General features: G+C 67.6%; 20 protein-coding genes. 10 read left to right on the top strand and 10 right to left on the bottom strand.

Annotated features, from left to right (window positions below):
• Window positions 1–59: 59 nt before the first annotated feature.
• The 4 genes from trpS to mutS form a co-directional block, all read right to left on the bottom strand.
• A complete protein-coding gene (gene trpS, locus OSH07_RS00535; protein WP_266336658.1) occupies window positions 60–1,100 on the bottom strand; it encodes a tryptophan--tRNA ligase in 1,041 nt (346 codons plus the stop codon).
• A gap of 60 nt (window positions 1,101–1,160) precedes the next feature.
• Window positions 1,161–2,726, bottom strand: coding sequence for a murein biosynthesis integral membrane protein MurJ (murJ, locus tag OSH07_RS00530; protein ID WP_266336657.1), 1,566 nt, complete (start codon window positions 2,724–2,726; stop codon window positions 1,161–1,163).
• 169 nt (window positions 2,727–2,895) lie between these two features.
• The gene (locus OSH07_RS00525; RefSeq protein WP_420909591.1) at window positions 2,896–5,682 is read right to left on the bottom strand and encodes a [protein-PII] uridylyltransferase; all 2,787 of its coding nucleotides are present in this window, start codon (window positions 5,680–5,682) and stop codon (window positions 2,896–2,898) included.
• 72 nt (window positions 5,683–5,754) lie between these two features.
• Window positions 5,755–8,469, bottom strand: a complete 2,715-nt coding sequence (mutS, locus tag OSH07_RS00520; protein WP_266336655.1) for a DNA mismatch repair protein MutS — start codon at window positions 8,467–8,469, stop codon at window positions 5,755–5,757.
• A gap of 151 nt (window positions 8,470–8,620) precedes the next feature.
• Here mutS and OSH07_RS00515 point away from each other — a divergent pair, with 151 nt between their 5' ends.
• Window positions 8,621–10,903, top strand: a complete 2,283-nt coding sequence (locus OSH07_RS00515; protein WP_266336654.1) for an NADP-dependent malic enzyme — start codon at window positions 8,621–8,623, stop codon at window positions 10,901–10,903.
• A gap of 56 nt (window positions 10,904–10,959) precedes the next feature.
• On the opposite strand, the gene pncA is transcribed toward OSH07_RS00515, so the two are convergent.
• Both pncA and OSH07_RS00505 read right to left on the bottom strand, forming a co-directional pair.
• Complete coding sequence (pncA, locus tag OSH07_RS00510; protein WP_266336653.1) at window positions 10,960–11,586, bottom strand: bifunctional nicotinamidase/pyrazinamidase; 627 nt, start codon at window positions 11,584–11,586, stop codon at window positions 10,960–10,962.
• Between the two features lie 41 nt (window positions 11,587–11,627).
• Complete coding sequence (locus OSH07_RS00505; protein WP_266336652.1) at window positions 11,628–12,284, bottom strand: alpha-ketoglutarate-dependent dioxygenase AlkB family protein; 657 nt, start codon at window positions 12,282–12,284, stop codon at window positions 11,628–11,630.
• Window positions 12,285–12,516: 232 nt separating this feature from the next.
• Between OSH07_RS00505 and dnaK the strand changes: the two genes are divergently transcribed.
• From dnaK to OSH07_RS00475, 6 genes are all read left to right on the top strand, one after another.
• A complete protein-coding gene (gene dnaK / locus OSH07_RS00500; RefSeq protein ID WP_266336651.1) occupies window positions 12,517–14,418 on the top strand; it encodes a molecular chaperone DnaK in 1,902 nt (633 codons plus the stop codon).
• A gap of 138 nt (window positions 14,419–14,556) precedes the next feature.
• The gene (gene dnaJ, locus OSH07_RS00495) at window positions 14,557–15,693 is read left to right on the top strand and encodes a molecular chaperone DnaJ (protein ID WP_266336650.1); all 1,137 of its coding nucleotides are present in this window, start codon (window positions 14,557–14,559) and stop codon (window positions 15,691–15,693) included.
• Between the two features lie 141 nt (window positions 15,694–15,834).
• Complete coding sequence (locus OSH07_RS00490; RefSeq protein ID WP_338149861.1) at window positions 15,835–16,362, top strand: class I SAM-dependent methyltransferase; 528 nt, start codon at window positions 15,835–15,837, stop codon at window positions 16,360–16,362.
• Window positions 16,363–16,559: 197 nt separating this feature from the next.
• Complete coding sequence (gene pyrF, locus OSH07_RS00485; protein WP_266336648.1) at window positions 16,560–17,267, top strand: orotidine-5'-phosphate decarboxylase; 708 nt, start codon at window positions 16,560–16,562, stop codon at window positions 17,265–17,267.
• 57 nt (window positions 17,268–17,324) lie between these two features.
• Window positions 17,325–18,137, top strand: coding sequence for a 4-hydroxy-tetrahydrodipicolinate reductase (dapB, locus tag OSH07_RS00480; RefSeq protein WP_266336647.1), 813 nt, complete (start codon window positions 17,325–17,327; stop codon window positions 18,135–18,137).
• A 20-nt stretch (window positions 18,138–18,157) separates the two neighbouring features.
• Complete coding sequence (locus OSH07_RS00475; protein ID WP_266336646.1) at window positions 18,158–18,778, top strand: 2,3-bisphosphoglycerate-dependent phosphoglycerate mutase; 621 nt, start codon at window positions 18,158–18,160, stop codon at window positions 18,776–18,778.
• A 273-nt stretch (window positions 18,779–19,051) separates the two neighbouring features.
• On the opposite strand, the gene queG is transcribed toward OSH07_RS00475, so the two are convergent.
• Complete coding sequence (gene queG, locus OSH07_RS00470; RefSeq protein ID WP_266336645.1) at window positions 19,052–20,188, bottom strand: tRNA epoxyqueuosine(34) reductase QueG; 1,137 nt, start codon at window positions 20,186–20,188, stop codon at window positions 19,052–19,054.
• An 11-nt stretch (window positions 20,189–20,199) separates the two neighbouring features.
• Complete coding sequence (locus tag OSH07_RS00465; RefSeq protein WP_266336644.1) at window positions 20,200–20,892, bottom strand: glutathione S-transferase family protein; 693 nt, start codon at window positions 20,890–20,892, stop codon at window positions 20,200–20,202.
• A 154-nt stretch (window positions 20,893–21,046) separates the two neighbouring features.
• On the opposite strand from OSH07_RS00465, the gene OSH07_RS00460 reads away from it, so the two are divergent.
• A complete protein-coding gene (locus tag OSH07_RS00460) occupies window positions 21,047–21,853 on the top strand; it encodes an undecaprenyl-diphosphate phosphatase (protein ID WP_266336643.1) in 807 nt (268 codons plus the stop codon).
• A gap of 80 nt (window positions 21,854–21,933) precedes the next feature.
• On the opposite strand, the gene OSH07_RS00455 is transcribed toward OSH07_RS00460, so the two are convergent.
• On the bottom strand, window positions 21,934–22,905 hold the full coding sequence (locus OSH07_RS00455; protein ID WP_266336642.1) for a complex I NDUFA9 subunit family protein: 972 nt from the start codon (window positions 22,903–22,905) through the stop codon (window positions 21,934–21,936).
• Between the two features lie 76 nt (window positions 22,906–22,981).
• Window positions 22,982–24,067 (bottom strand): heat-inducible transcriptional repressor HrcA, encoded by a 1,086-nt coding sequence (gene hrcA / locus OSH07_RS00450; protein ID WP_266336641.1) that lies wholly within the window; start codon window positions 24,065–24,067, stop codon window positions 22,982–22,984.
• Between the two features lie 134 nt (window positions 24,068–24,201).
• Between hrcA and rph the strand changes: the two genes are divergently transcribed.
• Entirely contained in the window at window positions 24,202–24,918 is a 717-nt protein-coding gene (gene rph / locus OSH07_RS00445; RefSeq protein ID WP_266336640.1) for a ribonuclease PH, read from the top strand.
• On the top strand, window positions 24,915–25,565 hold the full coding sequence (locus OSH07_RS00440) for a non-canonical purine NTP pyrophosphatase (RefSeq protein ID WP_266336639.1): 651 nt from the start codon (window positions 24,915–24,917) through the stop codon (window positions 25,563–25,565). Before rph ends, OSH07_RS00440 begins: the two co-directional genes overlap by 4 nt.
• Window position 25,566 lies beyond the last annotated feature (1 nt).

The raw sequence follows: 25,566 nt of genomic DNA, 5'->3' as shown, positions 1-25,566 counted from the left end.
GCTGCAATGCTGCCATCCGGCGGGCCGCCCGGCAAGCGCCGGATGGCCCCGGGGAGGCCCTACTTGCGGCGGATGAAGCCGACGATGTCCTTGACGCCGTCGAGGATCGGGCGCGCGATCGCGTCGGCGCGCGCCGCGCCATCGGCGAGGATCGCGTCGATATGGCCGGGATCGGCCATCAGGCGGCGCATCTCGCCGCCGACCGGACCAAGCTTGTCGACCGCGAGATCGGCGAGCGCCGGCTTGAAAGCGGAGAACTGCTGGCCGCCAAACTCGCGCAGCACGTCGTCCTTGGTCAGACCGGAGAGCGCGGCATAGATGCCGACGAGGTTGTCGGCCTCGGGACGGCCCTTCAGGCCCTCGGCCTCGCCGGGAAGCGGCTCGGCGTCGGTCTTGGCCTTGCGGATCTTCTGCGCGATCGCGTCGGCGTCGTCGGCCAGGTTGATGCGCGAATAATCAGACGGATCCGACTTCGACATCTTCTTCGAACCGTCGCGCAGCGACATGATGCGGGTGGCCGGCCCGGTGATGACCGGCTCCGTGATCGGGAAATAAGCGTCGCCGAAACCATGCGCGGCGATCGACTCGGCATAGTCGTTGTTGAACTTCTGGGCGATATCGCGCGTCAGCTCGAGGTGCTGCTTCTGGTCCTCGCCGACGGGCACATGCGTCGCCTGGTAGGCGAGGATGTCGGCGGCCATCAGGCTCGGATAGGCGAGAAGGCCAAGCGAGGCGTTCTCCTTGTCCTTGCCGGCCTTGTCCTTGAACTGCGTCATGCGGTTCATCCAGCCGATGCGCGCGACACAGTTGAAGATCCACGCCAGCTCGGCATGGGCCGAAACCTGGCTCTGGTTGAAGACGACGTGCTTCACCGGGTCGATGCCGGCGGCGACGAAGGCGGCCGTGACCTCGCGGATCTGCCGCGTCAGCTCGGCCGGCTCCTGCCAGACGGTGATCGCGTGCATGTCGACGACGCAGTAGATGCACTCATTGGCTTCCTGCAGCGCGACGAAATTGACGATCGCGCCGAGATAGTTGCCGAGATGCAGATTGCCGGTCGGCTGGACGCCGGAGAAGATGCGCGTCTTGAATTCAGTCATCGGAAACCCCATTTTTCCGGCGCGTTATCGCGCGGAGCGCTGCGCCGTGCAAGCATTCGATCAGCGACGGCCGCGGTTGCGCAGCTTGCCGACGATCGCGCCGAAATGGACGACGCCGGTCAGCTGGCAGAAGAGCGCGAACAGCACCAGCCCGATACCGCAGATTGTGCCCATCGCCACCGCGCGGAACAGGATGCGCTGATCGGCGAAATAGGGCTCTGCCCACCAGGCGGCGAGGAAGACGGAGAGCCCCATCGCCAGGGCGGCGACGAGCACCATCGGCATGTTGCGCTTCACCTTGTCGTCGAACTGGAAATGACCGCGCCGGTGCAGGGCCCAGGCGAGCAGGGCCGCGTTGACCCAGCCCGAAATGCTGGTCGCGATGGCGATGCCGACATAGGTCAGCGACGGGAACAGCGCCAGCGAGCCGATGATGTTGACGGCGACGCCGATGGCGGCGAACCACATCGGCGTCTTGGTGTCCTCGCGGGCGAAGAAGCCGGGCGACAGCACCTTGATCAGCACGAAGGCCGGCAGCCCGACGGCATAACCCATCAGCGTGTGCGCGGTGGCGATCGTGTCGTCCAGGCCGAACTCGCCGCGCTGGAACAGCACCTGCACGATCGGCTTCGCCAGCACGAACAGCGCGATCGCCGCCGGCAGCGTCAGCGTCATCGCGAATTCGAGGCTGCGGTTCTGGGTATGATGGACCAGGTCGGTGCGGCCGGAACGGACATGGCGCGACAGGTCGGGCAGCATGACGACGGCGATGGTGGCGCCGACGATGCCGAGCGGCAGCTGATACAGCCGATCGGCATAGCCGAGGATGGCGATGGCGCCTGGCGCGAACGAGGCGATCATCGTGCCGATGACGATGTTGATCTGGGTAACGCCGCCGGCGACGAGGCCCGGAACGGCGAGCGTCGTCAGCCGCCGAACGCCGGCGGTCAGCCGCGGCCAGCGCAGCTTCAAAAGCATGCCCGTCCGCCAGGCGTCGACGACGACGACGGCGAGCTGCAGGACGCCGCCGATCAGCGTCGCCCATGACAGCAGGATGCCGGCCTCGGCCGTGTTTTCGAGCTTGTAGAACAGGATGTAGGCGAGCGCGGCCACCAAAACGACGTTGAGAAGGCCTGGCGCCATCGCCGCCGCCATGAAGCGGCCCTCGGCGTTGAGCACGCCGCTATAGAGCGCCAGCAGCGAGATCAGCGTCAGATAGGGGAACGAGATCCGCGTCAGCAGCACGGCGAGATCGAATTTCGACGGCTCTGCCACGAAGCCGGGCGCCATCACATACATGAGCGGGACCATGGCGATCAGCGCGATCACCGTCAGCACGATCAGGAAGGCGAACAGGGCCGACAGCGCCTCGGAACCAAATTCCTTCGCGGCGTCGCGGCCCTCCGCCTCGAGCTTGCCGGCGAACAGCGGAATGAAGGCGGAGGAAAAGGCGCCCTCGGCGAAAAGCCGGCGGAACAGGTTGGGGAAGCGGAAGGCGACCATGAAGGCGTCCGCCACCGGCCCGGTGCCGAGCGCCGCCGCCATGAACATGTCGCGCACGAAGCCGAGAAGCCGGCTCGATGTCGTCGAGCCACCGACGGTGACAAAGTTTTTCAGGAGAGACATTGCCACCTGGCGGATCGGAAGGAGGGACATGACCGCCCGCGGCCGCGGGCGGGTCGAGTTAGACCCTTGGTTGCTGGAAAATCAAGGCAAAGGGAAGGCCGGGCCGACTGGGCCCGTTCGAGACGCGCCACGGGTGAAACCCGCCACGGCCCGCCTTGGACGGCACGGTTCACCCGGCCTTGCGCGCCGGTGTCTTGTCGGTAGGCGTCGTCCCCTCGAAGGCCTGGCGCAGGCGACGGCGGATGCTCGCCTCGCGATTGGCGTTCATCACCTTCCGGCCGGTGAGATCGGTGACGTAGAAGACGTCGACCGCCCGCTCGCCGAAGGTCACGACATGGGCCGAGGCGATATTGAGGTTGAGATCCGAGATCGACCGGGTCAGGTCATAGAGCAGGCCCGGGCGGTCGAGCCCGGACGCCTCGATGGCGGTGAACTGGTTCGACCAGGAATTGTCGAGCAGGATCTGCGTCTCGACGGTGAACGCCTTGATCTTGGCGCGCGGCTTCGCCTTCTTGGCGATCACGTCCGGCAGGGCGACGGCGCCGGAAAGTGCCTGTTCGATCAGCGCGCCGACCCGGCGGGCGCGATCGGTTTCCTCCGCATCGGTCTCGAATTCGCGCGCGATGAAGATGGTGTCGAGGGCGAAACCGTCCGTCGTCGTGAAGATCTGCGCGTCGACGATGTTGCCGCCGGCAGCCGTGCAGGCGCCGGCGATCATCGAAAGCAGGCGCGGATGATCCGGCGCCAGCACGGTGATCTCGGTGATCGCCTCGAAGGCGTGCGCCGAGACGGCGGTGGCGAGGGTCTTGCCGGAGCGGTCGGCGTCGCGGATCAGGCCCGCATGGGCGATCTTGCGCGGCAGGTCGACCCGCAGCCAATAGGCCGGGTAGTGCCGGTCGAGATAGGTGGCGAGCTCTTCCTTCGGCCAGTCCTTCAACGCATCGGCAAGCTCCGCCTTGGCGGCGGCGACGCGCTCGTCGCGCGATACCTGGCTGTGGCCGCCGGTCAGGAGCGGCTCGGTCTCGTAATAGAGCGTGCGCAGCAGCTGGCCCTTCCAACCGTTCCAGACCCCGGGCCCGACCGCCTTGATGTCGGCGATGGTGAGCACCAGCAGCATGCGCAGCCGCTCGAGGCTCTGCACGACGGCGGCGAAATCCTGGATCGTCTTGCGGTCGCCGAGGTCGCGCGATTGCGCCGTCATGCTCATGACGAGATGCGCCTCGATCAGCCATGCGACCGTCTCGGTCTGCGCCGGCGTCAGGCCGAACCGTGGCCCGAGCTTGCGCGCTACCCGCGCGCCGGCGATCGAATGGTCCTCCGGCCGGCCCTTGGCGACATCGTGCAGGAACATCGCGACATAGAGCGCGGTGCGGTCCTGGATCGTCGGCATCACCGTGTTGGCGAGCGGATGCTCCTCGCTGCGCGCGCCGGCGTCGATCTCGGCCAGCACGCCGACCGAGCGGATCAGATGCTCGTCCACCGTATAGTGGTGGTACATGTTGAACTGCATCATCGCCACGACCTTACCGAACTCCGGCACGAAGCGGCCGAGCACGCCAGCCTCGTTCATGCGGCGGAGCACGGTTTCGGGCTGGTTGCGCGAGGCGAGCAGTTCCACGAAGAGCCGGTTTGCCTCGGGATCGTCGCGCAGCTTGGCGTCGATCAGCTTCAGCGAGCGCGTCACCTCCTTCATCGCATCGGGATGGAAGGCGAGGTTCTGCTTGTCGGCGAGATGGAAGATGCGGATCAGATTGACGGGATCGCGCTCGAAGATGTCCGGCGCCGCCATGTTGATGCGGTCATGCTCGACGATGAAGTCGCTCGTGCCGGTAATCTTGCGATGGCGGCGGCGCGAGCCGAAGTTGAAGAACCGGTTCAGGAGCGGCGCCGGCTTGGCGTTCTCCTCCTCCAGCCCGGCGCAGAAGATCATCGTCAGGTCGCCAACGTCCTTGGCGACGAGAAAGTAGTGCTTCATGAAGCGCTCGACATCCTTCATGCCCGGATGCGAGGTGTAGCCGAGCCGCACCGCCATCTCGCGCTGGACGTCGAAGGACAGCCGCTCCTCCGGCCGGCCGGTCAGGAAATGCAGGTGGCAGCGCACCGACCAGAGGAAATCCTCGGACTTGCGGAACAGCGCGAGCTCGGAGCGCGAGAACAGCCCGGCCTCGACCAGCGCGTCGCCGGAGCGGACGCGGTAGAAATACTTGGCGATCCAGAACAGCGTATGCAGGTCGCGGAGGCCGCCCTTGCCTTCCTTGACATTCGGCTCGACCAGATAGCGCGAGGCGCCCTGGCGCCGATGGCGCTCGTCGCGCTCGGCGAGCTTGGCGGCGATGAACTCCGGCCCGGTGCCCTTGACCACCTCGGCGTCGAAGCGCTGGGTCAGTTCGTCGAACAGCTTCTGGTCGCCCCAGAGGAAGCGCGCCTCGAGGATCGCGGTGCGGATCGTCATGTCGCCGCGCGACAGGCGGATGCACTCGTCGACATTGCGGGTGGCGTGGCCGACCTTCAGGCCGAGGTCCCACAGCATGTAGAGCACGAATTCGACGATGCTCTCGCCCCAGGGCGTCTGCTTGTAGGGCAGCACGAAGAGCAGGTCGATGTCGGAGCCGGGCGCCAGCATGCCGCGGCCATAGCCGCCGACGGCAACCAGCGCCATGCGCTCGGCCGAGGTCGGGTTCTCGGCCGGATAGATGTGCCGGGACGCCACCTCGTAGATGGCGCCGATGATCTCGTCCTGCAGGGCCGAGAGGCTGCTGGCGCAGACGCTGCCGCGCCCGTCGGCGATCAGTTGCGCCTCGGCGCTCGCGCGCCCCTCGCGCAGGCGCTGCTTCAGATGAGCGAGGACCGCCGCCCGGATGGCCGATTTCTCCAGCCCGGCCGCCAACGCGAGCAATTCCGCCGCGAGGGATGGGCGGTCGAGAAGCGCGGTATCGGATCGGGTCATGGAGGCAATCGGCCTTGAGGCGTGACGGGAGGCGAGGACCGTAAACCGCTTTTTCCGCGCACGCCAACAAAAGGCGGCGCCTCAGGCCCGGCGGGGCCGTAGCGCCTTCAACCGGTAGAGCGCCTCCAGCGCCTCGCGCGGGGTCATATCGTCCGGCAACAGCCCGTCGAGCACGGGACCGAGGGGATCTTCCGCAACGACGGGCGCCGGTTTCGCCACCAGCGCGGCAAAAAGCGGCAAATCGTCTATCAGCGTCGCGGCAGGGGATTTCCGGTCGGTTTCCTCCAGATGCGCCAGCACGTCGCGCGCCCGCGCCACCACCGAGGCCGGCAGGCCGGCGAGCTTCGCCACCTGGATGCCATAGGAACGGTCGGCGGCGCCGGCGACGATCTCGTGCAGGAAGACGACGTCGCCGTTCCATTCCTTGACGCGGACAGTGGCGTTCTCCAGCCGGGCCAGGCGCTGCGAAAGCGCGGTCAGCTCGTGGTAATGCGTCGCGAACAGGCCGCGCGCGCGATTGACCTCGTGCAGGTGCTCGATCGCCGCCCAGGCGATCGACAGGCCGTCGAAGGTCGCCGTGCCGCGACCGATCTCGTCGAGGATGACCAGCGAGCGGTCGGTCGCCTGGTTGAGGATGGCCGCCGTCTCGACCATCTCGACCATGAAAGTCGAACGGCCACGGGCGAGGTCGTCGGCCGCGCCGACGCGGCTGAACAGCCGGTCGACGATGCCGAGATGCGCGCTTTGCGCCGGCACGTAGGAGCCGATCTGCGCCAGGATGGCGATCAGGCCGTTCTGGCGCAGGAAGGTCGACTTACCGGCCATGTTCGGTCCGGTGATCAGCCAGATCAGGCCCGCGTCGCCCTCCTTGCGGGCGCCGAGGTCGCAGCCATTGGCGACGAAAGCGGCGCCGCCCTCGCGCTTCAGCGCCTGCTCGACGACGGGATGCCGGCCGCCCTCGATCGAGAAGGCCAGCGAGCGGTCGACCACCGGGCGGGCGTAATTGTCGGTCTCGGCGAGCGTCGCCAGCGCGGCGGCGACGTCGATGACCGCGAGCGCCGCCGCCACGGCGCGCAACGCGTCTGAGACGGCGACGACATGGGCGAGCAGCGCGTCGAAGGTCGCCTGCTCGATCGCCAGCGCCCGGTCGCCGGCCGAGGCGATTTTCGCCTCGAGATCGGCGAGCTCAGTGGTGATGAAGCGCATCGCCCCCGCCATGGTCTGGCGGTGGATGTAGCGGCCGGCATAGTCAGCGCCGAGCAGGCGCTCGCCATATTGCTGCGGCACCTCGATGAAATAGCCGAGCACGTTGTTGTGCTTGATCTTCAGCGCCTTGATGTCGGTCTCGGCCGAATAGGTCGCCTGCAGCCCGGCGATCACCTGCCGGCTTTCGTCGCGCAGCGCCCGCGTGGTGTCGAGATCGGCGTCATAGCCGGGCCGCACGAAGCCGCCGTCGCGCTTCAGCAGCGGCAGCTCGTCGGCCAGCGCCGCCGCCAGCTCGGCCGCGAGATCGTGCGGCGCGCCAGCCAGCACGGCACAGGCCTCGGCCAGTTCGTCGGGCAGCGCCTGACCGTCGCCGCCCAGGACCTCGGCAAGCCGCGCCGCCGCGTCGAGGGAGTAGCGGATGCCGGCGAGGTCGCGCGGGCCGCCGCGATTGAGCGACAGGCGCGACAGGGCGCGGGCAAGATCAGGGCTCGCCGCCAGCGCCTCGCGGATGGCGGCGCGGCGACGGCCCTGGCGCAGCAGGTGGTCGAGCGCGTCGAGCCGGCGCTCGATCCACTCCGGATCGGTGGAGGGGCTGGCGAGCCGCTCGGCCAAAAGCCGCGAGCCGGCGCCGGTCACGGTGCGATCGATGGCGGCAAGCAGGCTTCCGCGCCGCTCGCCCGAGAGCGTGCGGACGAGCTCCAGATTGGCGCGCGTCGCCGCGTCGATCAGCATCACCGCGCCATCGCTCTCGCGGACCGGGCGCGACAGCGGCGGCCGCTCGCTGATCTGCGTCTTCTCGACATAGGCGAGCGCCGCCGCGGCGGCCGAAAGCTCGACGCGCGAGAAGGAGCCGAGGCCGTCCAGCGTGCCGACGCCGTAATAGGCGGCAAGCCTTGCGCCCGCCGTCGCACCGTCGAAGAAGGCGCCCGGCAGCGGCGTCACCGACACGGGCAGCTCGCGCACATAGGGGCCGAGCTCGTCATCGGCGAAGAAGCTGTCCGGCACCAGCAGCTCGCGCGGATCGACGCGGGCGATATCGGCGGAAAGACGCAGCTGGTCGGTCTCGGCGAGGCGGAAATCGCCGGTCGAGATGTCGATCCAGGCGATGGCGAAGCGATCGCTGCCATCCGCCGCGCCGCCGCGCAGGCGGGCGACCGAGGCGAGGTAGTTGTTGCGGCCGGCCTCGAGCAGCGTGTCCTCGGTCAGCGTGCCGGGCGTGACCAGGCGGACGACGCCGCGCTTCACCACCGACTTGCCGCCACGCTTCTTCGCCTCGGCCGGATCCTCCTGCTGCTCGCAGACCGCGACCCGATGTCCCAGCGCTATCAGCTTCTGCAGATAGTCGTTGGCGGCGTGGACCGGCACGCCGCACATCGGGATGTCCTCGCCGAGATGCTTGCCGCGCTTGGTCAGCGTGATGCCGAGCGCGCGCGACGCGATCTCCGCATCGTCGAAGAACATCTCGTAGAAGTCGCCCATGCGGTAGAAAAGCAGGCTGCCCGGGTTGGCTTCCTTGATCTCAAGGAACTGTTCCATCATGGGCGTCGGGCGGAGCGCGGCGGCGTCGGAGGTCGGGCTGGAGTCGAGCATGGCCGAACGCTAGCAAAACGTTGAAGGTGTTTCACCCTCGTCCGCGTGAAGGGCAGGCTTGAGATCACAGAAACCGGTGATATCGTCGCCGTCCACCAAACGAGACGGCTCATGCCGTCCGCCCCGGAAACGCCCACGCCGAGCTCCATACATGACCGAGACCAAACGCCCCGCCAAGAGCGGCCCTGCGCTGACCGACAAGGAGGCGCTGGATTTCCACGCCCTGGGGCGGCCCGGCAAGCTGGAAATTTCACCCACCAAGCCGATGGCGACGCAGCGCGACCTGTCGCTGGCCTATTCGCCCGGCGTCGCCGTGCCGGTGAAGGCCATCGCCGAGGACCCCTCCCGCGCCTTCGACTACACCACGCGCGGCAACCTCGTCGCCGTCATCTCGAACGGCACCGCCATCCTCGGGCTCGGCAATCTCGGCCCGCTCGCCTCAAAGCCGGTGATGGAAGGCAAGGCCGTCCTGTTCAAGCGTTTCGCTGACGTCGATTCGATCGACCTCGAGCTGGATACGGAGGACGTCGACGCCTTCGTCAATTCGGTGCGCTATCTCGGGCCGTCCTTCGGCGGCATCAATCTCGAGGACATCAAGGCGCCGGACTGCTTCATCATCGAGAGCCGCCTGCGCGAGCTGATGGACATCCCGGTCTTCCATGACGACCAGCACGGCACGGCGATCATCGCCACCGCCGGCATGATCAACGCGCTGCACCTGACCGGCCGTGACATCAAGACCACCAAGCTCGTCTGCAACGGCGCCGGCGCTGCCGGCATCGCCTGCATCGAGCTGGTCAAGGCGATGGGCATGCCGTCGGAAAACGTGCTGCTCTGCGACACCAAGGGCGTGGTCTACCAGGGCCGCACCGAGGGCATGAACCAGTGGAAGACGGCGCATGCGACGGCGACCGAGGCCCGCACGCTCGAAGACGCCATGAAGGGCGCCGACATCTTCTTCGGCGTCTCGGCCAAGGGCGCGCTGACGCCGGACATGGTCCGCTCGATGGCGCCGAAGCCGATCATCTTCGCGATGGCCAATCCCGATCCGGAGATCACGCCGGAGGAAGTGGCCGATATCCGCGACGACGCCATCATGGCGACCGGCCGCTCTGACTATCCGAACCAGGTCAACAACGTCCTCGGCTTCCCCTACATCTTCCGCGGCGCGCTCGACGTGCGCGCGACGACAATCAACGAGGAAATGAAGATCGCCGCGGCGCAGGCGTTGGCCGCGCTTGCCCGCAAGGACGTGCCCGACGAGGTCGCCGCCGCCTACCAGGGCGTGCGCCCGCGCTTCGGGCCGCAATACATCATCCCGGTGCCGTTCGATCCGCGCCTGCTGTCCGAAATCCCGGCCGCCGTCGCCCAGGCCGCGATGGAAACCGGCGTCGCCGGCAAGCCGATCGCCGACATCGGCGCCTACAAGATCGAACTCTCGGCCCGCCGCGACCCGATCGTCGGCACGCTGGCGCGCATCTATGAGCGCGTCCGCCGCAATCCGAAGCGCGTCGTCTTCGCCGAGGGCGAGGAGGAACAGGTGATCCGCGCCGCCGCCAGCTTCGTCGCCCAGGAGCTGGGCACGGCGATCCTGATCGGCCGCGAGGACATCATCCGCGAGACCGCGGCGAATGCCGGCATCGAGCTGGTCGACGGCATGGAGATCCACAATGCGCGGCTGTCGCAGCGCAATCCCGCCTATATCGACTTCCTCTATGCCCGCCTGCAGCGGCAAGGCTACCTGCACCGCGACAGCCAGCGCCTGATCAACACCGACCGCAACTATTTCGGCGCCACCATGGTGGCGCTCGGCGATGCCGACGCGATGGTCTCGGGCGTGACGCGCAACTATTCGACCGTGCTGCACGACGTGCGGAAGGTGATCGACACCCGCCCCGGCCACCGGGTGATCGGCGTCTCGATCGCGTTGGTGCGCGGCCGCACCGTCGTCGTCGCCGACACCGCCGTGCACGACATGCCGACGGGCGAGGAACTGGCCGACATCGCCATCGAGGCCGCCGGCGTCGCCAAGCGCCTCGGCTACGAGCCGCGCGTCGCCATGCTCGCCTATTCCACCTTCGGCCAGCCCGAGGGCGAGCGTTCGCGCCATGTGCGCGAGGCGGTGCAGATCCTGGAGAAGCGCCGCGTCGGCTTCGAGTTCGACGGCGAGATGGCGGCGGACGTCGCGCTCAATCCGAAGGCGATGGCGGCCTATCCGTTCTGCCGCCTGTCGGGCCCGGCGAACGTGCTCGTCATGCCCGCGTTCCACTCGGCCTCGATCTCGACCAAGATGCTGCAGGAACTCGGCGGCGCCACCGTGATCGGCCCGCTGCTGGTCGGCCTCGACAAGCCGGTACAGATCCTGTCGCTCGGCGCGCGCGACAACGACATCGTCAACATGGCGGCGCTCGCCGCCTTCAACGTCGGCGGCTGACGCAGATTTCGGGCGCGGACGGCCAAGCCACCGCGCCCGTTACTTCCCGTGGCCGCTCAGCGCGCCACGCTGGCCGAATGGACGCGGCGAACGCCGGCGCGGTCCATCACCGCGATCGCCTTGGCCAGGGACCCCTCGGTGTCGATGGCGCGGCAGGCATCCTCGATCATCACCGTCTCGAAGCCGTGCTCGCGCGCATCCTGCGCCGTCCACGACACGCAGAAATCCGTTGCCAGGCCGACGACGAAGACCCGCTCGATGCTGCGCTCGAACAGGTAGCCGGTGAGGCCGGTCGGGGTCTTGCGGTCCGCCTCGAAGAAGGCCGAATAGCTGTCGGTGTGGGCGTGATAGCCCTTGCGGATGATCAATTGCGCGTGCGGGATGTCGAGGCCCGCCGCCAACGCCGCTCCCTGCGAGCCCTGGATGCAATGATCCGGCCAGAGCACCTGGGGCCCGTAGCGCAGGTCGATCGTCTCGAACGCGCTCCGCCCGGGATGGCTGGAGGCGAAGGAGATGTGGCCGGCCGGGTGCCAGTCCTGCGTGATCACCACATTCGCGAAGCGCCGCGCGAGATCATTGACCAGCGGCACGATAGCATCGCCATCCGTCACCGCCAGCGCGCCGCCCGGCAGGAAATCGTTCTGAATGTCGGTAACGATCAGCACGCTGTTTGAATCCGGCACGACGTTTCCTCTGTTGTCGCAGGAAGGTTCGAAGCCCTTAGTTAACCAACAATGGCCGGATCGGGAATAGCGCCGATCACTTTCGAGACCCGGCGCAACGTCAGATTGATCCGCCCGCCTTGCGACAGCAGGGTCGAGGTGGAGGGGTAGATCCGGTCCACCCCATGGAATGCAAGCCTCGATGCGCCGCCGAGCAGCACCACGTCGCCGGAGGCGAGCCGCAGCGAACGGGTCGGATCGCCGCGCTTGGCGCCGCCGATCCGGAACAGACAGGTGTCACCGAGCGAGACCGAAAGCACCGGCGCGCCGAATTCCGCCTCGTCGAGATCCTGGTGCAGGCCCATGCGCGCATCCGGCTCGTAGAAATTGACGAGGCAGGCCTCGGGCGGCGCGGGATAGTCGGCCAATTCCTGCCAGAGCTCGAGCAGCACCGGCGGAATGGGCGGCCAGGGCGCGCCGGTTACCGGATGGCTCGGCTGGTAGCGGTAGCCGGCCTGGTCCGAGACCCAGCCGAGGCTGCCGCAATTCGTCATCCGCACCGAGAACGGCTTGCCGGTACGCGGCATGGTCGGGCGGTAGAGGGGCGCCGCCGCGACGACGGCGCGGATCGCGTCACGCAAGGCCTCCTGCGTCGCGCGGTCGAGCCTTCCCGGCACGACGCGGAACCCATCCGGCGGTGACGCGGACGGTGCGGTCATCGGCATTTCCTCACATTCGGTCCGGCAACCGCAGCTTGCCCCTCAATCAAGCGAGAGAGCCGCCTTGCGGCCGTTTAGGCATCTTCTTATATACGCGCTGAACCTGCGAAGGCCGGCACGTTTTGCCGACACCGCGCAAATCACAGTGTTCATGGGGGCCGTACGGGCAGTTGCCCGGCACGGCGGAAGCCTCGAAGAGGGTCCGCACGGCCCGCCGACAAGGAGAGAGAATATGGCTAAGGTCATCGGCATCGACCTCGGAACGACGAATTCCTGTCTCGCCGTCATGGACGGCAAGACCCCGAAAGTCATCGAGAACGCCGAGGGCGCGCGCACGACGCCGTCCATGGTCGCGTTCACCGACGACGGCGAAAAGCTGGTCGGCCAGCCGGCCAAGCGCCAGGCGGTCACCAATCCCGAACATACCTTCTTTGCGGTGAAGCGCCTGATCGGCCGCCGCTACGACGACCCGATGGTCGAGAAGGACAAGCACCTCGTTCCCTACAACATCGTACGGGGACCGAACGGCGACGCCTGGGTCGAGGTCGAGGGCGAGAAGTACTCCCCGGCCCAGATTTCCGCCTTCATCCTGCAGAAGATGAAGGAAACCGCCGAGGCCTTCCTCGGCACGCCGGTCGAGCAGGCCGTGATCACGGTTCCGGCCTATTTCAACGACGCCCAGCGTCAGGCAACCAAGGACGCCGGCAAGATCGCCGGCCTCGAGGTCCTGCGCATCATCAACGAGCCGACGGCGGCAGCGCTCGCCTACGGCCTCGACAAGAGCGAAGGCAAGACGATCGCGGTCTATGACCTCGGCGGCGGCACGTTCGACATCTCGATCCTCGAGATCGGCGACGGCGTCTTCGAGGTGAAGTCGACCAACGGCGACACTTTCCTCGGCGGTGAAGATTTCGACATGCGACTGGTCGGCTACCTCGCCGACGAGTTCAAGCGCGAACAGGGCATCGACCTGCGCGGTGACAAGCTCGCCCTGCAGCGCCTGAAGGAAGCCGCCGAAAAGGCCAAGATCGAGCTTTCCTCGGCCCAGCAGACCGAAATCAACCTGCCCTTCATCACGGCCGACGCCAAGGGTCCGAAGCACCTCGCGATCAAGCTGACCCGCTCGAAGTTCGAAGCGCTGGTCGATGATCTGGTGCAGCGGACCGTGGCGCCCTGCAAGGCCGCGCTGAAGGATGCGGGCCTTTCGGCCGGCGAGATCGACGAAGTGGTTCTGGTCGGCGGCATGACCCGCATGCCGAAGATCCAGGAAATCGTGAAGCAGTTCTTCGGCAAGGACCCGCACAAGGGCGTCAACCCGGATGAAGTCGTCGCCATGGGCGCGGCGATCCAGGCCGGCGTTCTGCAGGGCGACGTCAAGGACGTGCTGCTGCTCGACGTCACCCCGCTGTCGCTCGGCATCGAGACGCTCGGCGGCGTGTTCACGCGCCTGATCGAACGCAACACGACGATCCCGACGAAGAAGAGCCAGGTCTTCTCGACGGCTGAGGACAGCCAGTCGGCCGTGACCATCCGCGTCTTCCAGGGCGAGCGCGAAATGGCGGCGGACAACAAGATGCTCGGCCAGTTCGACCTCGTCGGCCTGCCGCCGGCGCCGCGTGGCGTGCCGCAGATCGAAGTCACCTTCGACATCGACGCCAACGGCATCGTCAACGTCTCGGCCAAGGACAAGGGCACCGGCAAGGAGCAGCAGATCCGCATCCAGGCCTCGGGCGGTCTTTCCGACGCCGACATCGAGAAGATGGTCAAGGACGCCGAAAGCCACGCCGCCGAAGACAAGAAGCGCCGCGCCGTCGTCGAGGCGAAGAACCAGGGCGAGGCCCTGATTCATTCGACCGAGAAGTCGCTCGGCGAGTTCGGCTCGAAGATCTCGGCCGCCGACAAGTCGACGATCGAGACCGCGATCGCCGATCTGAAGACGGCGCTGGAGGGCGAGGATCCGGAAGCGATCCAGCAGAAGACCAACACGCTGGCCCAGGCTTCCATGAAGCTCGGCGAGGCGATGTACGCCGCGCAGCAGGCCGACGGCAGCGAAGGCAATGCCGAGAAGGCCGGCTCCGACGATGTCGTCGACGCCGACTTCGAGGAAGTCGACGACAACAAGAAGTCGTCCTGAGGCACGAATGCACGTCATGGAGGCCCGGCGCGCCGCGCCGGGCCTCTATCCTATCCAGGCGCGGGCCCAGCCCGTGCCCTCCACCCTTGAGTTCGGCTCGGATCCTGAGTTCCAACTCGTTTGCACCACGGGCGCCGAATGGCAAAAGTCGATTATTATGAGTTGCTGGGCGTCGCGCGCGATTGCGACGACAAGGGCCTGAAGGTCGCCTTTCGCAAGCTCGCCATGCAGTATCACCCGGACAAGAACCCGGGCGATCACACTGCCGAGGCCAAGTTCAAGGAAATCAACGAAGCCTACGAGATGCTGAAGGACCCGCAGAAGCGGGCGGCCTATGACCGCTTTGGCCACGCGGCCTTCGAAAACGGCGGCGGCGGCCCGGGCTTCTCCGGCGACTTCTCCGCCTCCATGTCGGACATCTTCGACGACATCTTCGGCGAGTTCATGGGCGGCGGGCGCCGCGGCGGCGGCGGTGGACGCTCCGGCGGCCGCGAGCGCGGCGCGGACCTGCGCTACAACATGGAAATCACGCTCGAAGAAGCCTTCAACGGCAAGACGGCGGAAGTACATGTCCCGACCAAGGTCGCCTGCGACGCCTGCTCCGGCACCGGCGCCAAGCCCGGATCGCACCCCAAGGTCTGCACCACCTGCGACGGCCACGGCCGCGTGCGCGCCGCACAGGGCTTCTTCTCGATCGAGCGCACCTGCCCGACCTGCCAGGGTCGCGGCGAGATCATTTCCGACCCGTGCGACAAATGCGCCGGCTCCGGCCGCAAGACGCAGGAGCGCACGCTCTCGGTCAACATTCCCGCCGGCATCGAGGACGGCACCCGCATCCGCCTGTCCGGCGAGGGCGAGGCCGGGCTGCGCGGTGGACCGGCCGGCGATCTCTACCTGTTTCTGTCGGTCAAGCCGCACAGCCTGTTCCAGCGCGAGGGCGCCGACATCTTCTGCCGCGTGCCGATCTCGCTGACGACGGCGGCGCTCGGTGGCCAGTTCGACGTGCCGACGGTGGATGGCGGCAAGACCCGCGTCAAGGTTCCGGACGGCACCCAGACCGGCAAGCAGTTCCGCCTCAAGGGCAAGGGAATGCCGGTCCTGCGGTCGAGCCAGATGGGCGACATGTACATCCAGGTGGTCGTCGAGACGCCGCGAAACCTGTCGCGCCGCCAGCGCGAACTGCTCGAGGAGTTCGAAAAGGCTTCCTCCGAAGAGACCAATCCGGAATCGGCCGGTTTCTTCGCCCGCATCCGGGACTTTTTCGGCGGCACCTGATCGCTGTGGACTGCCACAGGATTGCCGTGAACCATCGCGCATAGTTCGGTCGGTCAATGATTCGGGTGCTGCATGTCCTCAATCCAGAAGCGGAAGTTCAAGGCGCTTGTGGCGGACGAAGTCCGCTTCTTTCGGAGTTGGATGGGCAAGCCGCTTTCGATGGGCGCCGTCAGCCCGTCCGGCAAGGCGCTGACCCGGCTGATGGCGAGCTTCGTCGATCCCAACGACCCGCTTCCCGTCATTGAGCTCGGGCCCGGCACCGGCGTCGTCACCCAAGCCCTGCTGGAGCGCGGCGTGGCGCCGGAGCGGATCGCCTCGATCGAATACAGCGCCGACTTCTGCCGGCTGCTGGAAACGCGCTTTCCGGGCGTTCGGATCATCCAGGGCGACGCCTATGCCTTCGACCCGTCGCTCGCCGGCATCGTCGACGGCCCCGTCAGCGCGGTCATCTCCAGCCTGCCGCTTCTGACCCAGCCGCCGAAGCGGCGCAGCGCCCTGATCAGCGCCGCCTTCGCCCGCCTGAAGCCAGGACAGCCCTTCATCCAGTTCTCCTACGGGCTGAACTCGCCCATTCCGCCGGATCCGGATCTCTTCTCCACCTCGCATACCGGCTGGGTGATGAAGAACGTGCCCCCGGCCCGCGTCTGGATCTATCGACGGACGCATTGAGTTCTGCGTCGCCCCGTGGCATTGCCTAACCGCATTCCCCGCCGATGATCGACCGAACCGCCTCGCGGGCGGTCCGTCGCGCGAATGTGCTTGCCACGGGGGCGGCCGCCCCTGCTCCGCCTCTTGCCAACCCTGCGTTGTCGCGCGAATTGATCCCTGCGAGCCGCCTCGTCGCGGCGAACCATAAGGCCACGCCCATGCCCCTTCTCGATATCCGCGACCGCCTGATCGTCGGCCTCGACGTCCCCACCGTGGAAGCCGCGGAAGAGATGGTGGCGACGCTCGGCGACACGGTCACCTTCTACAAGGTGGGGCTGCAGCTGACCTTCGCCGGCGGGCTCGCCTTCGCCGAGCGGCTGGTCGACCAGGGCAAGAAGGTCTTCCTCGACGTCAAGCTGCTCGACATCGACAACACGGTCGAACACGCCGTGCAGAACATCGCCAAGCTCGGCATGCATTTCTGCACCATCCACGCCTATCCGCGCGCGATGCGCGCCGCCGTGCAGGGCAAGGGCGCCAGCGACCTGCGCCTGCTCGCCGTGACGGTGCTGACCTCGATGGACGAGAGCGACCTCGCCGCCGCGGGCTACGCCGTCGGTCCGGCCGAACTCGTCGCCCGCCGCGCCGCCGACGCCCGCGCCGCCGGCATGAACGGCATCGTCTGCTCGCCGGAAGAAGCCGGCGCCATGCGCGCCGTCGTCGGCGCCGGCATGGCCATCGTCACCCCAGGCATCCGCCCGGCCGGCTCGATGCTCGGCGACCAGAAGCGCATCGCCACGCCGGCCGCCGCCATCAAGGCCGGCGCCGACCATCTCGTGGTGGCCCGGCCGATCATCGAGGCGGCCGATCCCCGAGCCGCGGCGAAGGCCATTCTCTCCGAAATCGAGACGGCTTCGGCAATCTAGTCTCCCGCACGGGCGATCTGCCTGCTATATGCGCTTGGAAACCGGGGGATACCTGCCATGACCGATATGGGTCTCGTCATCGTCGGCGCCGCCGGCCGCATGGGCCGGACGCTGATCCGGACCGTCACCGAAACCGAAGGCGTTGCTGTCGCCGGCGCGATCGAGCGCGAGGGATCGCCCTTCCTCGGCCAGGATGCCGGCGTGGTGGCCGGCCTGCCGCCGCTCGGCATCCCCGTCACCGACGATCCGCTGCCCGTCTTCGCCAAGGCGCAGGGCGTGCTCGACTTCACCAGCCCGGCCGCGACCGTGGGCTTCGCCGAGATCGCCGCGCAGGCCCGCATCGTCCATGTCGTCGGCACCACCGGGCTGGCTCCGGAAGACCATGCCGCCCTCGACGCGGCCGCCCGCCACGCCGTCATCCTGCAATCCGGCAATATGAGCCTCGGCGTCAACCTGCTGGCGCAGCTCGTGCGCCAGGCGGCGAAGGCGCTGGACGAGGATTTCGACATCGAGGTGCTGGAAATGCACCATCGCCACAAGGTCGACGCGCCATCCGGCACGGCGCTGATGCTCGGCAAGGCCGCCGCCGAAGGCCGCGACGTCGACCTGAACGACCACGCCGTCCGCGTCCGCGACGGCATCACCGGGCCGCGCCCGCGCGGCGCCATCGGCTTCGCCACCCTGCGCGGCGGCAGCGTCATCGGCGACCATTCGGTGATGCTCTCCGGCGAGGGCGAGATGATCACCCTGTCGCATCACGCCTCGGACCGCGCCCTCTTCGCGCGCGGCGCCGTCAAGGCTGCGCTCTGGGCCCGCGGCCGCAAGCCGGGCCGCTATTCCATGGCCGACGTGCTCGGCTTCACCGACTGACCCCAAAAGGAGCCTTCCGTATGGATCGCCTTCTCGTGCTCGTGCGCCATGGCCAGAGTGACTGGAACCTGAAGAACCTGTTCACCGGCTGGCGCGACCCCGACCTGACCGAACAAGGCGTCGCCGAGGCGTCCGCCGCCGGCAAGCGACTGAAGGCCCTCGACCTTTCCTTCGGCCTCGCCTTTACCTCCGAGCTGACCCGCGCCCAGAACACGCTGAAGCTGATCCTCGGCGAGCTCGGCCAGCCCGACCTGACGACGATCCGCGACCTGGCGCTGAACGAGCGCGACTATGGCGACCTGTCGGGCCTGAACAAGGACGACGCCCGCGCCAAGTGGGGCGAAGAGCAGGTCAAGATCTGGCGCCGCTCCTATGACGTGCCGCCGCCGGGCGGCGAGTCGCTCAAGGATACCGGCGCGCGCGTCTGGCCCTATTACATCTTCAACATCCTGCCGCCGGTGATGCGCGGCGAAAAGGTGCTGGTCGCGGCGCATGGCAATTCGCTGCGCGCGCTGATCATGGCGCTGGAAGGACTGACGCCTGCCGAGATCCTCGAGCGCGAGCTGGAGACCGGCGTGCCGATCGTCTACCGCCTCAACGCCGACACCACCGTCGCCGAGAAGAAGGTCCTCAAGGGCTGATCCATGAGCCGGCCGGGGCGCGCGTTCGGTATGCGCCGAGCGGAAGTACAGCAAGCCCCTCACCCCGGCCCTCTCCCGCTCGCGGGAGAGGGGGTCTGGCTGAGCCCGATCGATCCGGCCAGCCTCTTTGGCCAGCCTGCGCCCGATCGATCCGCCCTCGCCCGAGCTCGGCGCGTCTGAAGGTCGCCGGCCCAAAAGCCCTCGCCCGCTCGCGGGAGAGGGTTGGGTGAGGGTCTTGCCTTGCTTGCGACGGCGGGCCCCGTCCCGCCATCTTCAGCTCGCCGACTGAGCAGCCCGCCATTCCTCCAGGACCGTCGCGTCCGGCTCACTCTCCATCGCGGCAAGCCCCAGCGCGACGAGTTCGTCCGGCGCGAGCCGTGACAAGGCCCAGACGGCGGCGCCCCGGACCACCGGCGCCGGGTCGTCGAGCAGCCTCCGCACCGCCTCCAGTAGGCCGGCATCGCCGGAATTGCCGATCGCCACCAGCACGTTGCGCACGAAGCGGTCGCGGCCGATGCGCTTCACCGGCGAGCCGGAAAAGAACGCCCGGAACGCCGCGTCATCGAGCGCCGCCAGTTCGGCAAGCTTCGGCCCCTCATATTCCGGCCGCGCCTTCAGCTTCATCTCCGCCGACGCCTTGGCGAACTTGTTCCAGGGACAGGCGGCCAGGCAATCGTCGCAGCCATAGATGCGATTGCCCATGGCGACGCGGAACTCGCGCGGGATCGGCCCGGCATTCTCGATCGTCAGGTAGGAGATGCAGCGCCGCGCATCGATGCGGTAGGGCGTCGGAAACGCGTTGGTCGGGCAGGCGTCGAGGCAGGCACGGCACTTGCCGCAATGATCGCGCTCGGGCGCATCGACGGGCAGCTCCAGCGCGGTGAAGATCGAGCCGAGGAACAGCCAGGAGCCGAACTCGCGCGAGACGAGATTGGTGTGCTTGCCCTGCCAGCCGAGGCCGGCGGCCTCGCCGAGCGGCTTTTCCATCACCGGCGCCGTATCGACGAACACCTTGACCTCATGGCCGGTGCGCGCGGCGAGCCGGCCGGCGACCTGCTTCAGCTTGCCCTTGATGATGTCGTGATAGTCGCGGTTGCGCGCATAGACGGAGATGTTGCCGCGATCGCGCGCCGAGAGCAGCCCGCGCGGATCCTCCTCCGGCCCGTAGTTCAGGCCGAGCATGATGACGGTGCGGACATCGGGCCAGAGCACCTTCGGATCGGCACGGCGCTCCGCCGTCTCTTCCATCCAGGCCATGCTGCCGTGATGGCCGTCCCTCAGGAAGGCCTGCAGACGCCCGGGCGCAAGCGGAATGGCGTCCGGTCCAGTGATGCGGACGACGCTGAAGCCCTCGGCGAGCGCATCGGCGACAAGCCGCGACTTTTCCGCCGCGAGCTGCTTCGGCGTCAACGGATCGGAAATCAGAAGTCCAGGTCGACGTAGTGCGGCGCCGGCGGCACGCCCCGGACCACGTCGTTCAGCAGCGACCGGAACGACGGTCGCGACTTCACCCGCGCGTACCACGCCTTCGCCGCCTCGTCCGCGTCCCATGGCACCTCACCGAGATAGTCGATGACGGAGATCTCGGCAGCGGCCGCGAAATCGGCGAGCGTCAGTTCGCGTCCCGCCAGCCAGTTCCGCCGCGCCGCCAGATAGCCGATGTACTGGATATGATAGCGGACATTGGCGCGCGCCGCGCGGATCGCGGCCGGATCGGGCGAGGTATGGCCCTCGCCCTGCTTCATCTGCCGCTTGTAGATCTTCTCGGTGACGAGATAGTTCGTCACTTCGCCATGCAGCTTGCCGGCAAACCATTCGACCAGGCGCCGCACTTCGGCGCGGTCGGCGGCATGCTCCGGCATTAGCCGGACCTCGCCCATGCGGGCGCCCTTGGTTTCGACAAGATATTCCGTGATCACGGAGCCGCCGGCGACGACCGTCTCGTTGTCATCAATGAAAATCGGCAGGATTCCAGCCGGATTCAGCGCCAGAAGCGCCGCATTGCGAACCCAGGGTTTCTCTTCGACGAACTCGACGGCCTCGTCATATTCCGACAGGACCAGGCGGGCATAGCGCGAAGCGGCGGAAAAAGGATGATGATGGAGGAAGGACATCGTTACGCAGATCGAGAGCTGAAAATGCGAAGCGATTCTGCGGCGGTCTTGCCAGTTGCGAGAACGGCTCCAGCGCCCGCATATAGGCCGCGATTGTGGCGAGTATCAAGCCGAATCGCGGTTTCGACCTTCAACAGCAATCGCAGGAGCGATGATGGATATCCCAGGTTTGCTGGATGCGCTTGTACTCGGCCTGATCGAAGGCCTCACTGAATTCATTCCCGTCTCCTCGACCGCGCATCTGCTGCTGGCTGGCCATTTCCTCGGCTTCGACAGCCCGGGACGCGCCTTCGAGGTGCTGATCCAGCTCGGCGCCATCCTCGCCATCCTGACCGTCTATTTCGGGCGGCTGCTGAAGATCCTGCGCGACCTGCCCTCCGATCCGCGTACGCGCCGCTTCGTGCTCGGCATCCTGCTCGCCTTCCTGCCGGCCGCCGTCATCGGCGCGGCGGCGCACGGCTTCATCAAGCAGGTGCTGTTCGAGAGCCCGATGCTGATCTGCGTCATGCTGATCCTCGGCGGCTTCGTGCTGCTGATCGTCGACCGGGTCGACCTGAAGCCGCGCTATCACGACGCGATGGACTTCTCGCTCGGCATGTATCTCGGCATCGGCTTCGCCCAGTGCCTGGCGATGGTGCCCGGCGTGTCGCGCTCCGGCGCCTCGGTGGTCGCCGCCATGCTGTTCGGCAGCGACAAGCGCTCGGCGGCCGAATTCTCGTTCTTCCTGGCCATGCCGACCATGGTCGGCGCCTTCGCCTACGACCTCTACAAGACGCATGACCAGATCACCGCGGCCGGCGCTTGGAACATCGTGGTCGGCTTCGTCGCCGCCTTCGTCGCCGGCGTCTTCGTGGTCCGCCGCCTGCTCGACTTCGTCAGCCAGCGCGGCTTCGCGCCCTTCGCCTACTGGCGCATCCTCGTCGGCGCCGTCGGCCTCGCCGCCCTGCTGACCTTCGGCTGATAGCCATACCCCCGCCACAACGAAAAAGCCCTCGTCCGGGACCCGGACGAGGGCTTTTCAATGTCGGCGACAGCGCGGAACTAGGCCGTGCGCTTGTGATCGAACTGGCCGTGCGGCTTGAAGCGCTGCAGATAGGACGGCAGCACAGCGAGCAGATTGCTCGCATTGATGCCGATGCCCGAAAGCGTACGGCCCTCCGCCTCGGCGGCGGTGGAAACGATATTGTCGTGCTTCAGCAGCCGGACCTGGTCGGTGGTCAAGAGCGGGTTCGGCAGAAGCTGCGTCAGCACCGCGCTGTAATGCGCGACCGACCACGGCACCGATACCAAGAGCGGCGAACGCTCGATCTCGGTCAGGAGCAGCTCGAGGCACTGGCGGAAGGTCTTCACTTCCGGCCCGCCGAGCTCGTAGATCGTGCCGCCGGAGAGCTGGCCCTCGACGCCGCGCGCGATCGCCTCGGCGACGTCGCCGACGAACACCGGTTGCAGCTGGGTCTTGCCGCCGCCGATCAGCGGCAGGAAGGGCGAGATGCGGGCGAGATCGCCGAACCGGTTGAAGAACTGGTCTTCCGGTCCGAACACGATCGACGGGCGCAGGATGACCGCGTCCGGAACGGTCTCGAGCACGGCCGCCTCGCCCAGCGCCTTGGTGCGGGCATAGAGCGAATCCGACTTCGGATCGGCGCCGAGCGCCGACTGGTGCACCAGCGTCTGGATGCCGGCGGCGCGGGTCGCCTCGGCGACGGCGCGGGCGCCGAAATTGTGCAGCACCGAGAAGTTCTGCCGGCCGCTCTCGTTCAGGATGCCGACGAGGTTGACGACGGCGTCGGCGCCCTCGACCGCGCGGTCGACCGACCAGCGGTAGCGGAGGTTCGCCTGCACCGGCATGATCTGGCCGACAGCGCCGAGCGGCTGCAGATGACCGGCAAGATCGGGCCGGCGCACGGCGACACGGATGCGCCAGCCGCGCTTGGCCAGCGCGCGCACCACATGACGACCGATGAAGCCAGAGCCGCCGAAAACCGTGACCAGTTTGTCGGTACCCGTCGCCATGTTCTCGTCTCCGTTATCTTTGAAGCGTTCTCATATCGGCTTGCCGCGATGCTGTACAGACGCCAGACGGTCGCGCTCAGCCGATCAGCCGGCCGACCAGCTTGGCGGTATAGTCCACCATCGGCACGATGCGCGCATAGTTGAGCCGCGTCGGCCCGATGACGCCGAGCACGCCGACCACCCGGCTCTCGGAATCGCGATAGGGCGACACCACCAGCGACGAGCCGGACAGCGAGAACAGCTTGTTCTCCGAGCCGATGAAGATGCGGACGCCGTCACCCGCCTCGGCGCTGCCGAGCAGGCGCACCAGCTCGCGCTGCGTCTCGATGTCGTCGAACAGCAGGCGGATCCGTTCGAGATCCTCGGCGGCGCGCACGTCCTCGAGCAGATTGGCCTGGCCGCGCACGATCAGCGTGTCCGGCCGGCCGCCGGTCGCCTCGACCCAGCTGGCGAGGCCGGCATCGATCAGCCGCGCCGTCAGCTGGTCGAGCTCGGCGCGCACGCGGACCTGCCGCTGGTTCAGCTCGGCGCGGGCCTCCGCCAGGCTGCGGCCGCGCAGATGCGTGTTCAAATAGTTCGCCGCCTCGACCAGGCTCGACGGCGTGGTGCCGGGGTCGAGGTCGATCAGCCGGTTCTCGACCGAGCCGTCCTCGCCGACGAGCACGACCAGCGCCTTGGTCGGCTCGAGCCGGACAAATTCGACATGCTTCAGCCGCTGGTCGCTCTTCGAGGCGAGCACGACGCCGGCGCCGCGCGACAGGCCCGACAGCATGCGCCCGGCCTCGCTCAGCACCCCGTCGACGGTCCGGCCGCCGCCACCGCCGGCCACCCGGCTCTCGATGTCGCGCCGCTCTTCCGAGGTCAGGTCGCCCACTTCCAGCATGGCGTCGACGAACAGGCGCAGCCCGCTTTCGGTCGGCAGCCGCCCGGCCGACGTATGCGGCGCATAGATCAGGCCGAGCCCTTCGAGATCCGACATGACGTTGCGGACGGAGGCCGGCGACAGCGCCATCGGCAGGATGCGTGCGAGGTTGCGCGAGCCGAGCGGTTCACCCGTCTCCAGATAGCTGTCGACGATGCGGCGGAAGATCTCGCGCGAACGCTGGTCGAGCGCCGAAAGCGCCGACGTCGCCGTCTCGGAAGTCGTGCGGTCGACGGGCAAGACGCTGGATCCTCTCCTCGAATGGTTCGAACTCTTTGATTAAGTGTCGATTTCCGCCCCCGGTTCAAGCAGGGCTTTACGTTTTGAGCCGGCGACCTGTACAAGCGGACCAACGAAACAGCCAGGAATATCCCATGCGACCTTCGAAACGCGCCGCGGACGCCCTGCGTGCGGTAACGCTTGAACGCGGCGTGGCCAAGCACGCCGAGGGCTCCTGCCTGGTCAAGTTCGGCGACACGCACGTGCTCTGCACCGCCAGCCTCGAGGACAAGCCGCCATCCTGGCTGCGCGGCACCGGCAAGGGCTGGGTCACCGCCGAATACGGCATGCTGCCGCGCTCGACCGGCGATCGCATGCGCCGCGAGGCGGCGACCGGCAAGCAGTCCGGCCGGACGCAGGAAATCCAGCGCCTGATCGGCCGCTCGCTGCGCGCCGTGGTCGATCTCGTCCATCTCGGCGAGAAGCAGATCACCATCGACTGCGACGTGCTGCAAGCCGATGGCGGTACCCGCACGGCCTCGGTCACCGGCGCCTGGGTGGCGCTCTATGACTGCGTGCAGTGGATGAAGTCGCGCGAGATGGTCGGCCCGAAGGTGATCCGCGACCACGTCGCCGCCGTCTCGGTCGGCATGTATCGCGGCACGCCGGTGCTCGACCTCGACTATGCCGAGGATTCGGAGGCCGAGACCGACGCCAACTTCGTCATGACCGGCGCCGGCGGCATCGTCGAGATCCAGGGAACCGCCGAAGGCAAGCCGTTCAACGAAGCCGAGCTGACCGCGATGCTGACGCTCGCCAAGGGCGGCATCGCCGACCTGGTCGAGCTGCAGAAGCTGGTGATCGGCGGATGAGCATGTCCGACCATCGCCTGTCGGCCGGCGACACGCTCGTGCTCGCCTCGCACAATCGCGGCAAGCTGCGCGAGTTCGCCGGCCTGATGGAGCCATTCGGCCTCAAGGTCGTCTCGGTCGGCGAACTCGGCCTGCCCGTTCCCGACGAGACCGGCACCACCTTTGAGGAAAACGCGGCGATCAAGGCGCATGCCGCGGCGACGGCGTCGGGCCTGCCGGCGCTTTCCGACGATTCCGGTCTCTGCGTCGACGCGATCGGCGGCGACCCGGGCGTCTACTCGGCCGATTGGGCCGCGCCCGACGGCGACTTCGCCCGCGCCATGCGCAATGTCGAGGAGAAGCTGCAGCTTGCCGGCGCCACCACGCCGGAGAGCCGCACCGGCCGCTTCGTCGCCGTGCTCTGCCTCGCCTTCCCGGACGGCACGACGCGCTATTATCGCGGTGAGGTCGAGGGCACGATGGTCTGGCCGCCGCGCGGCGAGCTCGGCTTCGGCTACGATCCGGCCTTCCTGCCGGAAGGCCATGCGCGTACATTCGGCGAAATGGAAGCGGAAGAGAAGCACGGCTGGTCGGCCGGCCGCACCGATGCGCTGTCGCACCGGGCGCGCGCCTTCGCGCTGTTCGCTGAAGCCGAGCTCGGGGCCTGAA

Origin of the sequence: Kaistia nematophila, assembly GCF_026343855.1 — a bacterium.
Classification (GTDB): domain Bacteria; phylum Pseudomonadota; class Alphaproteobacteria; order Rhizobiales; family Kaistiaceae; genus Kaistia; species Kaistia nematophila.
This window is presented reverse-complemented; position numbering and strand designations above follow the sequence as displayed.

Bases quoted from the DNA above. Each gene is read 5' to 3' on its own strand.
- OSH07_RS00455 (WP_266336642.1), bottom strand. From the start codon at position 22,905: ATGGCGACGGGTACCGACAAACTGGTCACGGTTTTCGGCGGCTCTGGC.
- mutS (WP_266336655.1), bottom strand. From the start codon at position 8,469: ATGCTCGACTCCAGCCCGACCTCCGACGCCGCCGCGCTCCGCCCGACG.
- dnaK (WP_266336651.1), top strand. From the start codon at position 12,517: ATGGCTAAGGTCATCGGCATCGACCTCGGAACGACGAATTCCTGTCTC.
- rph (WP_266336640.1), top strand. From the start codon at position 24,202: ATGCGACCTTCGAAACGCGCCGCGGACGCCCTGCGTGCGGTAACGCTT.
- dnaJ (WP_266336650.1), top strand. From the start codon at position 14,557: ATGGCAAAAGTCGATTATTATGAGTTGCTGGGCGTCGCGCGCGATTGC.
- dapB (WP_266336647.1), top strand. From the start codon at position 17,325: ATGACCGATATGGGTCTCGTCATCGTCGGCGCCGCCGGCCGCATGGGC.
- murJ (WP_266336657.1), bottom strand. From the start codon at position 2,726: ATGTCTCTCCTGAAAAACTTTGTCACCGTCGGTGGCTCGACGACATCG.
- OSH07_RS00475 (WP_266336646.1), top strand. From the start codon at position 18,158: ATGGATCGCCTTCTCGTGCTCGTGCGCCATGGCCAGAGTGACTGGAAC.
- OSH07_RS00505 (WP_266336652.1), bottom strand. From the start codon at position 12,284: ATGACCGCACCGTCCGCGTCACCGCCGGATGGGTTCCGCGTCGTGCCG.
- pyrF (WP_266336648.1), top strand. From the start codon at position 16,560: ATGCCCCTTCTCGATATCCGCGACCGCCTGATCGTCGGCCTCGACGTC.
- OSH07_RS00440 (WP_266336639.1), top strand. From the start codon at position 24,915: ATGAGCATGTCCGACCATCGCCTGTCGGCCGGCGACACGCTCGTGCTC.
- trpS (WP_266336658.1), bottom strand. From the start codon at position 1,100: ATGACTGAATTCAAGACGCGCATCTTCTCCGGCGTCCAGCCGACCGGC.
- OSH07_RS00460 (WP_266336643.1), top strand. From the start codon at position 21,047: ATGGATATCCCAGGTTTGCTGGATGCGCTTGTACTCGGCCTGATCGAA.
- OSH07_RS00515 (WP_266336654.1), top strand. From the start codon at position 8,621: ATGACCGAGACCAAACGCCCCGCCAAGAGCGGCCCTGCGCTGACCGAC.
- OSH07_RS00490 (WP_338149861.1), top strand. From the start codon at position 15,835: ATGGGCAAGCCGCTTTCGATGGGCGCCGTCAGCCCGTCCGGCAAGGCG.
- OSH07_RS00465 (WP_266336644.1), bottom strand. From the start codon at position 20,892: ATGTCCTTCCTCCATCATCATCCTTTTTCCGCCGCTTCGCGCTATGCC.